General features: G+C 48.5%; 11 protein-coding genes and 2 pseudogenes. All 13 read left to right on the top strand.

The annotated features are described in order from the left end of the window. Window position 1 precedes the first annotated feature (1 nt). The 13 genes and pseudogenes from F1381_RS12540 (at window position 2) to F1381_RS12485 (ending at window position 15,741) form a co-directional block, all read left to right on the top strand. Window positions 2-1,777, top strand: coding sequence for an ATP-dependent nuclease (locus F1381_RS12540; protein ID WP_151735193.1), 1,776 nt, complete (start codon window positions 2-4; stop codon window positions 1,775-1,777). 310 nt (window positions 1,778-2,087) lie between these two features. Further along, window positions 2,088-2,285 (top strand): annotated as a pseudogene (locus F1381_RS28810) (MerR family transcriptional regulator); the annotation flags it as partial. A gap of 24 nt (window positions 2,286-2,309) precedes the next feature. Next, complete coding sequence (locus tag F1381_RS12535) at window positions 2,310-2,741, top strand: hypothetical protein (protein ID WP_187355326.1); 432 nt, start codon at window positions 2,310-2,312, stop codon at window positions 2,739-2,741. 268 nt (window positions 2,742-3,009) lie between these two features. Then, window positions 3,010-4,227: a glycoside hydrolase family 5 protein gene (locus tag F1381_RS12530; RefSeq protein WP_151735192.1), complete on the top strand. Its 1,218-nt coding sequence runs from the start codon at window positions 3,010-3,012 to the stop codon at window positions 4,225-4,227. Between the two features lie 708 nt (window positions 4,228-4,935). Beyond that, window positions 4,936-6,156 carry an IS256 family transposase gene (locus tag F1381_RS12525; protein ID WP_151735191.1) on the top strand — a complete coding sequence of 407 codons (1,221 nt, stop codon included), beginning with the start codon at window positions 4,936-4,938 and terminating at the stop codon, window positions 6,154-6,156. Between the two features lie 367 nt (window positions 6,157-6,523). Next, a pseudogene (locus tag F1381_RS29265) lies at window positions 6,524-6,690 on the top strand (DUF255 domain-containing protein); the annotation flags it as partial. Window positions 6,691-7,248: 558 nt separating this feature from the next. Beyond that, window positions 7,249-9,351 carry a thioredoxin domain-containing protein gene (locus F1381_RS12515; RefSeq protein ID WP_151735190.1) on the top strand — a complete coding sequence of 701 codons (2,103 nt, stop codon included), beginning with the start codon at window positions 7,249-7,251 and terminating at the stop codon, window positions 9,349-9,351. Window positions 9,352-10,237: 886 nt separating this feature from the next. After that, window positions 10,238-10,906, top strand: a complete 669-nt coding sequence (locus F1381_RS12510) for a GntR family transcriptional regulator (protein ID WP_151735189.1) — start codon at window positions 10,238-10,240, stop codon at window positions 10,904-10,906. 51 nt (window positions 10,907-10,957) lie between these two features. Further along, window positions 10,958-12,112 (top strand): amidohydrolase, encoded by a 1,155-nt coding sequence (locus F1381_RS12505; RefSeq protein ID WP_151735188.1) that lies wholly within the window; start codon window positions 10,958-10,960, stop codon window positions 12,110-12,112. Between the two features lie 55 nt (window positions 12,113-12,167). Then, a complete protein-coding gene (locus tag F1381_RS12500) occupies window positions 12,168-13,211 on the top strand; it encodes a methionine ABC transporter ATP-binding protein (protein ID WP_151735187.1) in 1,044 nt (347 codons plus the stop codon). Beyond that, a complete protein-coding gene (locus tag F1381_RS12495; RefSeq protein WP_151735186.1) occupies window positions 13,186-13,845 on the top strand; it encodes a methionine ABC transporter permease in 660 nt (219 codons plus the stop codon). Before F1381_RS12500 ends, F1381_RS12495 begins: the two co-directional genes overlap by 26 nt. Before the next feature lie 32 nt (window positions 13,846-13,877). Further along, window positions 13,878-14,894, top strand: a complete 1,017-nt coding sequence (locus tag F1381_RS12490) for a uroporphyrinogen decarboxylase family protein (RefSeq protein ID WP_151735185.1) — start codon at window positions 13,878-13,880, stop codon at window positions 14,892-14,894. Between the two features lie 16 nt (window positions 14,895-14,910). Then, on the top strand, window positions 14,911-15,741 hold the full coding sequence (locus F1381_RS12485; protein ID WP_151735184.1) for a MetQ/NlpA family ABC transporter substrate-binding protein: 831 nt from the start codon (window positions 14,911-14,913) through the stop codon (window positions 15,739-15,741). Window positions 15,742-15,745: the final 4 nt, after the last annotated feature.

The raw sequence follows: 15,745 nt of genomic DNA, 5'->3' as shown, positions 1-15,745 counted from the left end.
TATGCAAAACAATAAAGAGAACATCACTTCAATTGAATTCAAAAATTTTAAAGCCCTTAAATATTATTCTGTAAAAATACAACGTATGAATATATTGGTTGGCCCTAATAACAGTGGTAAATCAACTATAATAAGTGCATTTCGTGCTTTAGCTATTGGAATAAGACAAGCTCTATCCAAGAAAGCATCTATTGTAAGCACTTCTGATGGTGAACAGATGGGATATCAAATTTCAGAGGAAGCATTACCGATGTCACTTGAAAATGTGCATACAGATTACGCTGAAATTGAGTCATCAATTAATTTTCGTTTATCTAATGGCAATCGACTCATATTATACTTTCCATTGACAGGAGGTTGTTACTTATTGACTGTAACAAGTGGAAAAAAAGTGACTACCCCAAAGCAGTTTAAAGAAGAATTTCCGATTTCATTAGAAATTGTTCCTGTTTTAGGGCCAATTGAACAAAATGAACAAGTTATTTCTGAAGAAACTGTTAGAAAAGGATTAACCACTCATAGAGCTTCAAGACATTTCCGGAATTATTGGAGGTATTATCCTCAGGGATTCGAAGAGTTTTCAAAATTAGTTAGTAAAACATGGCCTGGAATGACGATAGAACCACCGAGAAAAACAGATATGATGTCATCTGACCTTGTAATGTTCTGTAATGAAGATCGTATCGCACGTGAGCTATACTGGTCAGGCTTTGGATTTCAGATATGGTGCCAACTACTAACTCATATATCACGAAGTAAAGATGCTTCTATAATAGTTGTTGATGAACCAGAAGTGTATCTGCATCCTGATGTACAGAGACAATTGTTAGGGATACTTAGAGATAGTGGCCCTGACATAATAATAGCTTCTCATTCTACTGAAATAATGGGTGAAGCGGATGCGTCAGAGATTCTATTGATTAATAAAAAAATGCGATCTGCTCAAAGACTTAAGGACATTGAAGATATTCAAAAAGCCATGGATGCTGTTGGTTCAATTCAAAATATTACATTAACACACTTAGCTCGAACCGGAAGATTATTGTTCGTAGAGGGGTTAAGTGATTACAAAATACTCAGAAGGTTCGCTAAGCAATTAGGACTTAATGAATTATCAACAGGAAATGATTTAACTGCATTCGAATGTGGTGGATTTTCATATTGGGAAACTATAAGATCATTTGCTTGGGGATTCAAAGAAACACTTAATTCTTCATTACATATTGGAGCGGTCTTCGATAAAGATTTTAGGTGTGATGAAGAAATAAACAATATTAACTTAGAATTAAACAAACATTTAGTGTTTTCTCATATACATGAGAGAAAGGAAATTGAAAATTATTTGTTAATTCCTAAAGTCTTAGATAAAGCAATAAGGAAGGCTATTCGTGAGCGAGAGAAAAGAACTGGAAATGAACTAGCGCAATTAAGATCAGTGTCGCAGATTTTAGACGATATTACCTCATCAATAAAAATAGACGTTCAATCTCAGTATTTAGCTAAAAGAGCAGAATACTTGAGAAACTCACGCTTAGATCAAGCAACAATAAACAAACAATCAATGGAGATATTCGAGGATAAGTGGAAAAATATTGATACTAGAATGATGATAGTTCCAGGAAAAGAAGTATTGAAAATGTTAAAAGCAGAACTTCAAAGTGAGTATACTATTAGTTTGACTGATTTTAAGATCATTGATGAATTTACTGAGCATGATTTTCCCAATGATCTTTGTAATTTGTTAAATAGACTTGATCAGTTTAGATCAATAATCTAGCTACAATAATGCTAAAGGGAATTCTAAATACAGAAGATAGTATGATTTTCTTGTTTTTGTATGATAAGTATTACCTAATTCTTGTGAAGCGGTGCTATCTTGTCTGTTAAGCCACTCTTATTGTACCTAACGGCTCTTGTAAGGATACTTGTTTCATACATGGATTGCTGAAGCTTCTGCTGATTTTGCGGGAGCTTTTTTATGCTATCAGCATCCATTGGACCAAAGAACAAGCGATTTTTAGACTCTTGAATAAATAATAATAAAAACCCATTGACATTGGACTTTACTCCAATGTTATGGTAAATGCATGGAAAAACAATACTCGATCAAAGAGGCTTCACAGTTGCTTGGTATTCCGAAGGATACGCTTCGGTACTATGACCGTATTGGAATCGTATCGCCGTCCCGGGAACACAATGCGTACCGCAGGTACTCGAAGGCTGATCTCGTCGAATTGATGAATGTTCAAATCATGCAGTACGCGGATTTTTCGCTGGAAGAAATCAAAGGGAGGTTTCAGTTCCACAGAATGGAGAGGGTAGACCCCGATTATCTACGGGAGGTCGCTGAGATGGCTGGCGTGCTTGCGATATTGTTTGCCGTAACGCACGCTTGGAACGGGCAATCCGTTGTACTGCCGGTGCTTGCTGTAACTGATATACACCTGGACACACAGATCATATTCAGATATGTCTGGCACATTATCACCGCAGAGAATCTGGTCTTCGGTATTGTATTCATGATCCTGTCATTTCAAAGGGAGCAATCGAAGCTCCGGTCTGCTGCATGGACGATTGTGATACTTTTGCTTGTCCGTCTGATGGTCATTCTCGGCGTTACGGCATATTATGATGCTTCGGCACTTGCGGATACGTTGATAGATTCGATTGCCATCCTAATCTATGTTGCTATCATCCTGCTGGGCATAAGAGGCCGGAGACCAATGGCCACTAACGAGTAGGGAAGTGTGAGTGTTAAATTGCATTTCACTAACAGTGATCTGCTCAGAGTTAACGGGGTACGCTTCTCCTAATTGTCATCAGATTCTCAAACTCTTTCATACTATATTTTCCATAAATATGTTATTCTGATGGTAACAAACGGATAATTCCTTTTGTGGATTAGATGATACGGAAAGGAGGGCATTCGGCTCTTCATACATCTATATAGTTTGATATTTTGTAACCGTTTTCTTGAAGTGCAATTACAATATTAACGGAGGTTTTGACATGCTGGCTAAATTAAAAAAATGCGGAGTGTACAGTCTGGCGCTTGTACTGCTAGCTTCGGTAGCCTTGACCGGATGGGGTGACCGGGCTTCTGCGGCAACACCGATTACATCGGATTTCAGATCGCTTACGGCTACGCAAATTGTCGGCGAAATGGGCGCCGGATGGAATTTAGGCAATCAGCTGGAGGCATCCATCAATGGTACACCGAGCGAGACGGCTTGGGGCAATCCCGTTATCACTGCAGAGCTGATCAAGAAGGTGAAGGCAGCAGGCTTCAAAACCATTCGTATCCCCGTCTCCTACTTGAATCTTATTGGAAGCGCTCCCTCTTATACGATTAATTCGGCATGGCTGGATCGTGTGAAGACGGTAGTAGACTATGCCTACAACGAGGGCCTGTATGTGGTCATTAACGTTCACGGGGACGGGTACAATACCGTTCAAGGCGGCTGGCTGCTGGTGAACAGCAGCAATCAGACGGTCATCAAAGAGAAGTATAAGAAGGTGTGGGAGCAAATTGCCAACAAGTTTGTGGGCTATGATGAACGGCTTATTTTTGAATCAATGAACGAGGTGTTCGACGGTACTTACGGCAATCCGAATTCGGCTTACTACGCCAACCTAAATGCGTATAACCAAATCTTCGTGGATACGGTCAGACAGACCAGCGGCAACAATAGTGCCAGATGGCTGCTGATTCCGGGCTGGAATACGAATATCGACTATACCGCCGGTAATTACGGTTTTGTTCTGCCCACGGATACGTACCGGTCCTCAACCATCCCTAGCTCTGAGAAAAGAATCATGATCTCCGCGCACTACTATTCCCCTTGGGATTTTGCGGGTGAGGAGTCGGGCACGATTACGCAGTGGGGGGCTTCGGCCACGAACCCAGCGAAGAAGTCGACCTGGGGTCAAGAGGATTACCTGAATTCGCAGCTGCAGATGATGTACAACAAGTTCGTCACTCAAGGCTATCCGGTAGTGATCGGTGAGTTCGGTTCCATTGACAAAACAGCGTATGATTCCACGAGCAACGTGTATCGTGCAGCTTTTGCCAAAGCGGTTGCGGCAGCATCCAAGAAATACAAAGCCGTGCCGATTTATTGGGATAATGGCTACAACGGCCAGCATGGCTTCGGTCTGTTCAATCGATCGAACAATACCGTAACTCAGCAGGGCATTATTAATGCGATTATGCAGGGCATGCAATAAGATAATTAGTAAGACGGCGCGGGCCTGATTGTGGGCGACTGCGCCGTTTTTCTTTTTTTGAGTCGAGAACATTCTTGATGGAAGGCGTATAATTGATCGTGAAGAAAATTATGTAAATAAACGGGGTGTGAACTGCCGTTACCCTCAGATTACGCAACCTCATCCTCAAAGAAAATCGCGGGTATTACTGATGAAGAAACAGCGAGTCTCGTACCTCTTGCCGCAACCAAGGGCTATTACACCATTCGCCATATTCAAACCAATGCTTAAATCACTGGTATTGATGTATTTGATCTCAGCTATAACAATGTGGTCATCGGAATTCTGAGTACGGAAGATAATAAGAGCTATTTATTATCGTATAACATGTGAAGAGTGTTTATATCGTTGATCGGCGATTATGGTCACCAACCTTTGCGTAATAGCCACAATTCGCTAAAGAGTATAGAGAAAGGAATGACCTTCATAAAAATAAAAAAATTCTAAAAGTGTTCTTACTTATAATTTTTATAACATTTAACGGTTGTAGAATAATGAGTGGAAAAGAGAAGATTGAATATATTATATTGGATAATGCCGGAAAAGCTCCTAACTAAATAAAACCTTTAATAGGGCAATAACACACGGCACAACTCGAGTCTGTAAAATATATTGTGTAAACTCTCAAACCCATTAAAATGGAAGTAAGAGAAAGGTTGGGGAGAACACATGGGACTTTGGTCAAAACAGCAACTTCGGGAGTTCATTAAGGAGAACAATCTTGTCACTGCACAAGATGCACAAAATGCCTTGAAAGACCTGTTTGCAGAGACGATTCAGGAGATGCTGGAAGCCGAAATGGATACCCATTTGGGCTATGGAAAGCATGAAGTGAAAGCGAAGCTCACGCCAAACAGCCGCAACGGGAAGAGCCGTAAAACGGTAGTCAGTGAGTACGGCGAACAGGAAATCGCCATCCCCCGGGACCGGCTGGGTGAGTTTGAGCCCTTGGTGGTCAAGAAGCATCAATCCAATGTAACGGGTATCGAAGAGCAAATCATCGCCCTATATGCCAAAGGGATCAGCACAAGGGAAATCCAGGATCATCTAGGGCAGATGTATGGCATTGAGGTCTCTCCTACGCTCATTTCCAATGTCACGAATAAGATTGTTCCTCTCATTAAAGAATGGCAGAACCGCCCTCTGCAAGGCGTCTATGCGGTCGTCTATTTGGATGCGATCCACTTCAAGGTCAAACAGGACGGGGCCATTATCAACAAAGCTGCCTACATGGTCATTGGCATTGATCTGGACGGAAACAAAGACGTGCTGGGCATGTGGATTGGTGAGAATGAGTCCTCCAAGTTCTGGCTGAGTGTGCTGAATGAACTGAAGAATCGCGGGGTTCTGGACATTCTTATTATCTGCGTGGATAATCTATCCGGATTTTCTCAAGCGATTGCAGCCTGCTATCCCCAAACTGAAATTCAGAAGTGTATTATTCACCAAATTCGCAATTCCACCCGGTACGTGTCGTACAAGGATATTAAGAAAGTAACTGCTGACTTAAAGCCAATTTACAAAGCAGCTACCGAGGAAGGCGCCTTACTTGAACTCGATCGTTTCGAGGAGGTCTGGGGAACAAAATATCCGCTTATTATCCGTTCTTGGCGAACAAATTGGGACGAGCTTGCTGCCTTTTTCAAGTACCCGCCTGAGATCCGCAAACTCATCTACACCACCAACATGATCGAGAGTTACCACCGTCAGCTTCGTAAAGTGACGAAGGGAAAGAGCATCTTTCCTACGGATGAGGCATTGCTGAAGATGCTCTATCTGGCCACCGTAGACGTCACCCGGAAATGGACGGGACGTGTCCAAAACTGGGGCCAAATGCTGCTCCAGCTGTCGGTCTTTTTCCCTGACCGGGTCGGTCAACACTTGCGTTAGATTTGCGGCTTCCCCCTCGGGGGAAACTGTGCTTAAAAGAGTTTACACAAAATTATTGACAGACCCCACAACTCACAACGAGATGGATAGCTTTTGGGACATTGAACGGGTTGTTGAACGATTGGTATGTCTTAATTGTAAGTTGCCTTTTTACTCACTCTGCGCTCTCCTGTACTTTTTTAGGTAAACTAACCCTAGACGATACTTTACCAAATTAGCCGATATGAGGGAATGCCCGATGACAACCCATAAACCCATTCCTTGCGCCTTCCCCCGCCAAATTGGGTAAACTAACCCTAGACGATACTTTCCCCAAATTAGCCGTAATGTGGGGATGCCCCATGGCAACCCACAAAGTACCTAATAAATTTGCTTACGAAAGTCGCCTTACCTGCTATAGCACGCCCACAATCCAGTGGGTTGGTATCCTTTGGGCGAGGAGCTTTTGCCAAAGCCCAAGCCGAGAATAAGCCGATATTCCTTTCAGTCGGCTATTCGACTTGTCATTGGTGGCAAGTCGGTGAATTCCACTCCTGTTAACTTTAGTTTTTCAGCCCATACGAAATTACTTTCCTGTATTAACGGACAAGAAAGTGTGGTTATAGACTTTCATTTATTTAGAATAATATGGTAATACTTAACGGCCCCGATTTAAAATTGTTTGAGCATACGATGTATAAGAAGCTTGAAATCTGTGCAAGATATTTTTGACGGTGTGAAGAGAGGTGTGGTTCCGTTGGACCATTCGGTGCTAGGGCTACAAGAGGAATTTAACTAATCACTAAGTCAACTGAAAGCGAGGGGTTGTGTCGCAGAGCATCTCTGAACACACACGCCTAGTAGCATTCCTTAAAACGGAAAGTGAACAAGCGGTGCCCAAGTATTTCTAGTGATGCGAAGTGTGACTTTTAAAGATACTCGAACGATCAAACACCGTCGAAGGGGAGCCTGTAAAAGGGCTCCTTTTTCTATTGATTAACCTGCAAAGATAAAGAGAAAAGGCGAACCGAGGCACTAACCCTTGTTGGTGTCTTTTTGCCATTCAATGGGTAATACTAACAAAGGCACATTCTGCATAAGGAGGCTACATAAATGGAGATAAAAGAAGGCCAAAAGCCTAATCGACTAATAAATGAAAAATCCCCGTATTTGTTACAACATGCGTACAATCCAGTGGATTGGTATCCGTGGGGAGAAGAGGCTTTTGCTAAGGCGCAAGCGGAGAACAAGCCGATCTTTCTATCCGTCGGCTATTCGACTTGCCATTGGTGTCACGTAATGGAGCGCGAGTCCTTCGAGGACCAGGAAGTCGCGCAGCTGCTTAACGATCACTATGTAGCGATCAAGGTCGACCGCGAGGAGCGGCCGGATATTGATGCACTGTACATGTCGGTGTGTCAGGCACTGACCGGGAGCGGCGGATGGCCGCTCACGGTGCTGCTGACACCGGAGAAGAAGCCGTTTTATGCCGGAACGTATTTTCCGAAGCGGAAAATGTTCGGGCGGATCGGGCTGATGGATTTGCTGGAGCAGATCCGCAGCAAGTGGGAGCAGGACGGTGAAGCGCTGATCCAGTACGGGGATGAGCTGATGCAGGAGCTGCAGGAGTATGAGCGTAAAAATGCGCGAAGCGCGGGCGGCGACGGCAGCGGAGTTCCCGGCGAAGAGCTGCTGCATGAAGCGTACAAGCTGTACCAGCGGCAGTTCGATGAGGAATACGGCGGATTCGGCCAGGCGCCGAAGTTCCCGACGCCGCATAATCTGTCGTTTCTGCTGGCGTACAGCCAGACCTATAAGCAGCCGGAGGCGCTGCGGATGGCCGAGAAGACGCTGGAGTCGATGTACCGGGGCGGAATGTACGACCATATCGGCTTCGGGTTCTCCCGGTATTCGACGGACCGCGAATGGCTGGTACCGCATTTTGAAAAAATGCTGTATGATAACGCGCTGCTGGCCATCGCTTATCTGGAAGCGTATCAGATTACCGGAAAAGCGCTCTACGCGGATATTGCAGAGCAAATCTTTACGTATGTGAAGCGCGATATGACCTCGCCGGAGGGCGCCTTCTACTCGGCGGAGGATGCCGACTCCGAAGGTGTCGAAGGGAAGTTCTATGTCTTCACGCGGGACGAAATCGAAGAAGCGCTGGGCCTGGAGGATATGCACTCCTACTGCAATGTCTACGGCATTACGCCGGAAGGCAACTTCGAGGGGGCGAATATACCGAACCTGCTGCGCGGATTGCCGGAGGAGCAAGCGGAGCTGAAGGAGCTGAACCCGCTCGGCCTGAAGACGCGTACTGACGAGTGGCGCGAGAAGCTGTTCGCCTACCGGGAGCGGCGGATTCATCCGGCCAAGGATGACAAGGTGCTCACTTCCTGGAACGGCCTGATGATTGCGGCGCTGGCCAAGGGTGCAAAAGCGCTGCAAAAGCCCGAGTACGCCCAGGCTGCGGCCGCAGCCACGGACTTCATCTGGACGACCCTGCGGCGGGAAGACGGGCGGCTGCTGGCCCGCTACCGCGACGGCGAGGCCGCCATTCCGGCATATATCGACGACTATGCCTTCCTGCTCTGGGGGTTGACCGAGCTGTACGAAGCGACGGGGCAACCCGTGCATCTGGAGCGGGCAATCACGCTTAAGGATGGACTGCTTGAGCTGTTCGGCGACAAGGAAGGTGGAGGCTTCTTCTTCACCGGCCATGACGGGGAAGAGCTGCCGATCCGCTCCAAGGAGCTGTATGACGGAGCTATCCCGTCCGGCAACTCCGTAGCGGCCAGACAGCTGTGGAAGCTGTCTGTCATTACGCAGGATGCCGAGCTGAAGGCGATTGCCGAGCGGACGGCGCAAATGCTGGCGGCAGCGGCGGCGGAGTATCCGCCGGGCTATTCCATGTATTTGCAGGCGCATCTGGCGCTGGTCTCCGGCGGCCGCGAGTGGGTGCTGAGCGGCAAGCGCGGCGATGCCGTGCTGCACGGCATGCTATCCCAGGTGCAGCGGGCGTACCAGCCGGACGCGGCGCTGATCGTCAACTGGACGGACGCCGAAGACGGCGGGGTGCAGAAGCTGCTGCCGCATCTGGCCGACAAGCCGGCGGTGGACGGACAGGCTACGGTGTACGAATGCCGCAATTTTGCCTGCCGCCAGCCGCTGACGAATCCAGAAGCGCTGAAGGAGCTGCTGGTGCGGGACTAGTTGTATGCTAAGTGGCGGAAATGGCGGAGTAGCGGAAATGGAGAGTGTTCGGCCGATTAATGTGGTGACCCAGCCAAATTTAAGATCAGTATCTGCTGGAATCCCCAGCCTACTCGCATTAGGTGGTGCATAGCTGCAATTTGCTGCGGTCAAGCTTCTAGTTGGATTTTCGCACACTAATTCTGCCGTTATGAAGGATTTCGGCGATCTAGTTGGATTTCCGCCACCTAATGCGGACGTAATAGACGTAAAGGCTAGTTACCGCACAGATTAAGTGGCGATTTTCCACTTAGGTTCGCGGTTAACTCGATACAGATGGAATTAGGTTGCGATTTTCCACCTAAATCGGCAACGTGTACTCAGCACAGAAGTGCGCGTAGAGGAAGTGGAGTTGCACAGAGGGCCTAAAGTGCGCGTAGAGTAGCCGGAGTTGCACAGAGCAGCCTAAAGTGCCAGTAGAGTAACTGGAGTTGCATAGAGGCATCAGAGGTGCACAACAGCATTGCCGAATTTAGAGTCGCTTGCAGGAGCACAGGAGCACAGCCTACCAGCTGATGCTCCTTTTTATTATTCCTCCAGCCTTACAGCAGAGGATTGCAGGCGCTTGTCAATTCCCGCCTCCTCACAGCAGGGGCTTTCCTCATACTCAATGGCCATCCGGCCGGCGATCCTTGCAGACTTTTGTCATTTTCCCATAAATCATACTTGACTAGGTGGGATTATGGGATTATTATATGAAAAAAAGCTAGGATAACTGAGATTTTCAGAAACGAAATGCTAGGGCATACTTGTTTGTTACATAGAGTGCAATCTCACACTAATAATTGTATACAATTATACAAATATATCGCCGACACGCCACCATGCGATGAGGGGAAGTAGAGGAATGATGATCCGGTCACGGAGATTGTCCAAGGACAACACTTATTACGAATTAAAGCAGAAAATCATAGACAGTGAATTAGTGCCGAATCAGCCGGTCAATGAAGAGAAGCTGGCGGCGCTGCTAGGGGTTAGCCGTACTCCGCTGCGGGAAGCGATTCAGCGGCTGGAGAATGAGGATTTTCTGGTCCGTCAGCCAAACGGAAGGCTCAGGGTAGCTTCGGTAACCGCCAAGGAGGTTGAGGAGATTTTTCAAATCCGCAGCATGCTTGAAGGATACGTTGCCAGAAGTGCCGCGAGGAACGCGACGGAGCAGGATATCCAGAAGCTCACCCGGATGATGGAACAGATTAAGCATTCCTTCCGGCATGGGGAGAATCAGAATTTTGTTACCTACGGGTTTGAATTCCATGATTATTTGTCGGAAATAAGCGGACTTCAGACCTTCGAGAAGGTATTGAATCAGTTAAGAGATCATTCGCTCCGCTACTGCCGGTATGTCTCCCTGCACGGGGATTGGAACACACAAGCGGATGAAGAGCATAATTTCATTTTGCAGATGATTATCGACAAGAATGAAGACGGTGCAGAGAAGGCGATGCGGGATCATATTCTTAGCAGTCTGGCTACGGCCCTGGAGCAGATCAAGGAAATGGAACCTGCCGATTCATAATAAATTGAAGACATAATGAATGGAAGACATAAAGAAGGGAAGTGCCCGACGATGGCCCCGAATCTGGAGACGGACTTAGTCAATCAATTAATCGACGTGCGCAGAAACCTCCACCGGGAGCCGGAGCTCAGCTATGAAGAGTTCCGGACGACGGCGAAGCTGCGGGAATGGCTGACCGAAGCCAATATACGTATACTCGACCTCCCTTTAGCAACTGGTCTGATTGCTGAAATTGGACTGGCTGACGGGCCTATTGTAGCCATCCGCTGCGATATCGATGCCCTGCCGATTGAAGAGCAGACGGGATTGCCGTTTGCTTCAGAGATTCCGGGTAAAATGCATGCCTGCGGCCATGACTTTCATACCGCTGTCATTTTAGGTGCTGCGATCCTACTCAAGGAACGCGAAAGCGAATTGCCGGGAAAGGTGCGCGTGCTGTTCCAGCCGGCCGAAGAAACGGGGCATGGGGCGGAGAGTGTTCTGGCCTCGGGAGGCCTTAAGGATGTAGCTGCCATTTTCGGACTGCATAATTCACCGGAGCTGCCAACAGGGACGTTTGGAACGCGTTCCGGAGCTTTGACGGCAGGCGTAGACCGGTTTGAAATTACGGTAAAAGGCGTCGGCGCCCATGCAGCTACTCCCGAGAATGGGGTAGACGCTATCGTAACCGCGGCACAGATCATTACGATGCTGCAAACTGTCGTCAGCCGGCAGAGTACGGCACTGGAGCCGGTGGTGCTCAGCGTCACCCGCATCAACGGGGGCTTCACCTGGAATGTACTGCCGGAGAAGGTTGAACTGGAAGGTACGGTACGGACTTACAATGAAGAGATCCGGCGTAACATTCCAGAGCAGATGACCCGGATTATCGAGGGAATCGCCGCAGCAGCCGGAGCGGAGGCGGAGCTGCACTGGTATCCGGGCCCGGCGGCCACGATCAACCATGCAGAGTGGGCTGATTTTACAAAAGAGGTTGCCGCAGCTGCCGGCTATGAGGTGCGGGATATTCCGCCGCAAATGGGCGGGGAGGACTTCTCGTTCTACCTGCAGCAGATTCCCGGCGCTTTCGTCAATATCGGAGCGGGTCCGGCGTATCCGCTGCATCACCCGCAGTTTGATGTCGACGAGGCAGCTATTGAACCCGCAGCCCGCTACTTTGCTTCTTTAGCCGAAAGGGCGCTGGCGAAGCTGCAGGCGAAAGCGTGATTTTTATAACCAACAAACTAAGTCCTAACTTCACGATAAGAATGAGGGGATGAACATGCTTGAAATCAGGAATGTGTATAAGACATTCACACGCAAAGGCATCACGATTGAAGCCCTGAAGGGCGTCAGCCTGAACGTAGAGAAAGGCGATATCTTCGGGGTCATCGGGTACAGCGGCGCCGGAAAAAGCACACTGATCCGCCTGGCCAACTATTTGGAACGTCCGACCGAAGGTCAGGTGTTGGTCGACGGATTCGATTTAGGCGAATATAGCGCCAGTGAATTGCGGGAAGCCAAGAAGAATATCGGAATGATTTTTCAGCATTTTAACCTGCTCGAATCGAAAAAGGTATTTGATAACGTAGCGATCCCCCTCGTGCTGCTCAAGAAGAGCAAGGAGGAAATCCGCCAGCGGGTAACGGAGCTGCTGGAGTTTGTGGGCTTAAGCGACAAGGCAGGCAGCTACCCGAGCGAATTGTCGGGCGGACAGAAGCAGCGGGTCGGGATTGCCCGGGCGCTGGCTACGAATCCATCCCTGCTGCTGTGCGACGAAGCGACTTCGGCGCTGGACCCGCAGACTACCCAGTCGATCCTGCAGCTGCTGAAGCGGATCAATGCGGAATACAACATTACGGTGCTGATTATTACGCATGAGATGTCTGTTATTCAAGAGATTTGCAACAAGGTGGCCGTGATGGAGGAAGGGAAGATTATCGAGCAGGGCAGCGTGCTGGAGGTATTCGGCCATCCGCGGCATCAGACAACGCAGAATTTTGTGAAGACTGTCATCCAAAATGAGCTGACCGCCAGCGTACAGCAATCCATCAAAGCCGAGCATGGACGGCGGCTTGTCAAGCTCCATTTTCTCGGGGAAAGCACGACGGAACCCGTTCTCTATGAGATGGTCCGCGCCTATGACATCAAGTTCAATATACTGTTTGCCAACACGACCGAAATTCAGGAGAAGACGCTGGTCACCATGATTCTGCAATTCAGCGGCGAGTCCGCAGAGATCGGCAAGGCATTAGAGTTCCTGGAACAGCATGAGATTGGAATTGAGGAGGTGGATGCAAATGTTTTCGACCACAGTAACCGGTGAGCAATTTATGCAGGCGATTATAGAGACCATACAAATGGTAGGGATTTCGCTGTTTGTGGGTTCACTGATCGGAATTCCCTTCGGCATCCTGCTGGTGGTTACCCGTCCAGGCGGTGTGCTGGAGAACCGGGCCGTCTATGCGATCCTTAATCCGGTCATTAACATTGTCCGGTCGTTGCCATTTATTATTCTTCTGGTAGCCATTGTTCCGTTTACAAGACTTATTGTGGGGACCTCGATTGGAACCAGTGCAGCGATCGTGCCGCTGATTATCTATATCGCACCCTATATCGGACGTTTAGTCGAGAACTCGCTGCTGGAAGTAAACCCAGGAATTATGGAAGCTGCCGAGTCGATGGGGGCTACTCCGTTTCAAGTGATCCGCTACTTCTTATTGCCGGAGGCAGTGGGTTCCCTGATTCTGTCGTTGACCACGGCAACGGTCGGCTTGATCGGCGCTACGGCCATGGCCGGAACGGTCGGGGGCGGCGGTGTCGGCGACTTGGCCATCGTTTATGGCTACCAGCGGTTTGACACGGTAGTCGTAATAGCCACAGTGTTAATTCTGGTCGTTCTGGTGCAGGGCATTCAATCCTTGGGCAACACCTTGGCGAGAAAGATTCGCCGCTATTAGTTTGAACATTCTCAGGAGGGGGAAGCAGACAGATGAGTGCATGGAGCAAGCAAGACCGATTCCAAGCGATTCTTTCCGGTGAACTGGCGGATCGCCCGATTGTCAGCGGCTGGCGCCATTTTATTGACAAGGAGCAAACGGCCGGGGATCTGGCGGACACGACGGTTTCTTTTACGAACAAATATGGTTGGGACTGGGTCAAAATCAACCCGAGAGCCACTTACCTGGCCGAAGCCTGGGGCAATCAGTATGATTTCGCGGATTACCAGACCGTGTTTCCGAGACAGAAGACGACAGTCATTCCGAAGGCGGAGAATCTGTGGGATCTTGAGGTGAAAAAAGCTGCCGAAACGCCATCTCTGGCGGAGCACCTGGATGCGGTCAGACGTATCCGGCAAGGATTGCCGGACACACCGCTGATCCAGACGGTATTCTCGCCGCTAACGGTGCTGCTGTTCATCGTAGGCCGCTCGGCTTATGTGACCAAGACGGTGTTCGGCATTGAGCAGCCGGTTACGCTGGAATCGCTCTTCCAGGAGCACCGGGCCGCTGCCCATCATGCACTGCATGCGATTGCGCTGACCTTGGCGGATTACGTGCAGGAGCTGAAGCAAGCAGGTTCCGACGGACTATTTTATGCGGTGACAGGTACAGCACATCCCGGGTTGTTCAATGAAGCGATGTTCGATGAGCTGTCCAGACCCTATGACTCCATTGTCCTGGAGGCCGCAAGTTATGGCAAGAATATCCTCCACACCTGCGGAGCCCATGCCCAGCCGGAGAAATTCAACGATTACCGGATCGACGGCATCAGCTGGGATACGGTAGCCGAAGGAAACCCTGGGCTGAAAGCCGACCTCAAAGCCACGAAGGTAGGCGGAGTGGATCATGGATTGTTTGCGGTGAATGACATCGCACAGATCCGGCAGCAGGCGGCAGACGCATTGAAGCAGATGCAAGGCAAACCGTTTATTCTCTCGCCAAATTGCGCGATCCCGTTAAGTGTCACCGATGAGGCGTTAGAACAATTTAAAAACACAGTACTTTAATAGGAGAGGTGTACAAATGAAAAAGTTAATGCTGGTCATGCTGATTGGAGTTCTGGCGGTGCTGACCGCCTGCGGCAATAAAGAATCCGCAAACTCCGGGGATAAGAAGGAAATTACCGTTGGTTTCGGCGTCGGTACCTATGAGGAGCAATTCCGCCAATCGATTCAGCCGATCCTGGAGGAGAAGGGCTACAAAGTGGATATTAAGACCTTCTCGCAAAATATGCAGGTCAACCCTGCGATGAAGGAAGGCTCCATTGACGCAAGTATTTTCCAGAGTACAGCCTATATGGAGGCCATCAATGAAGAGATTAATGCCGATATGACGGGAATCGCTTATGTTCCTGGCGCTCCGCAAGGCTTGTATTCCGTCAATCATACAACGCTGGATGATGTTAAAGACGGCACTACAGTGGCTGTTCCGAATGACCCGGTCAATCAGGAGCGCGCACTCCGCATTCTGGAAGAGCTGGGCTGGATCAAGATCAAGGAAGGCGCAGGCGTAGCGGATTTCAACATCAACAGCATGGAGTCGGACCAATTCGATATTGACATCAAGGTGCTGGACCCGGCACAGATTCTCGTTTCTTTGCAGGATGTGGACTACGGTGTGGTGAATGGTAACTACATTGCCAACTCGCCGGACTGGAAGATTACCGATGCGCTTAAGATCGAGAATACGCCAATGCAGCACAGAATTATCGTGTCGGTGAACAAGAAGGACGAGAATACCCAGTGGGCCAAGGACTTGAAGGCAGCGTATGAATCGAAGGAGTTCGAAGAGTACATCACAAGCCAGGAGAAATACGACGGCTTCATTCTGCCGGAAGCATGGGACAACAACTAAGGTA

Origin of the sequence: Paenibacillus tengchongensis (assembly GCF_008973665.1) — a bacterium.
GTDB classification, from domain to species: Bacteria; Bacillota; Bacilli; order Paenibacillales; family Paenibacillaceae; genus Paenibacillus_AQ; species Paenibacillus_AQ tengchongensis.
Note: the sequence above shows the minus strand (reverse complement) of the source record. Positions and strands in the feature narration are given on the sequence as shown.

Bases quoted from the DNA above. Each gene is read 5' to 3' on its own strand.
- F1381_RS12540 (WP_151735193.1), top strand. From the start codon at position 2: ATGCAAAACAATAAAGAGAACATCACTTCAATTGAATTCAAAAATTTT.
- F1381_RS12535 (WP_187355326.1), top strand. From the start codon at position 2,310: ATGGAGAGGGTAGACCCCGATTATCTACGGGAGGTCGCTGAGATGGCT.
- F1381_RS12530 (WP_151735192.1), top strand. From the start codon at position 3,010: ATGCTGGCTAAATTAAAAAAATGCGGAGTGTACAGTCTGGCGCTTGTA.
- F1381_RS12525 (WP_151735191.1), top strand. From the start codon at position 4,936: ATGGGACTTTGGTCAAAACAGCAACTTCGGGAGTTCATTAAGGAGAAC.
- F1381_RS12515 (WP_151735190.1), top strand. From the start codon at position 7,249: ATGGAGATAAAAGAAGGCCAAAAGCCTAATCGACTAATAAATGAAAAA.
- F1381_RS12510 (WP_151735189.1), top strand. From the start codon at position 10,238: ATGATGATCCGGTCACGGAGATTGTCCAAGGACAACACTTATTACGAA.
- F1381_RS12505 (WP_151735188.1), top strand. From the start codon at position 10,958: ATGGCCCCGAATCTGGAGACGGACTTAGTCAATCAATTAATCGACGTG.
- F1381_RS12500 (WP_151735187.1), top strand. From the start codon at position 12,168: ATGCTTGAAATCAGGAATGTGTATAAGACATTCACACGCAAAGGCATC.
- F1381_RS12495 (WP_151735186.1), top strand. From the start codon at position 13,186: ATGTTTTCGACCACAGTAACCGGTGAGCAATTTATGCAGGCGATTATA.
- F1381_RS12490 (WP_151735185.1), top strand. From the start codon at position 13,878: ATGAGTGCATGGAGCAAGCAAGACCGATTCCAAGCGATTCTTTCCGGT.
- F1381_RS12485 (WP_151735184.1), top strand. From the start codon at position 14,911: ATGAAAAAGTTAATGCTGGTCATGCTGATTGGAGTTCTGGCGGTGCTG.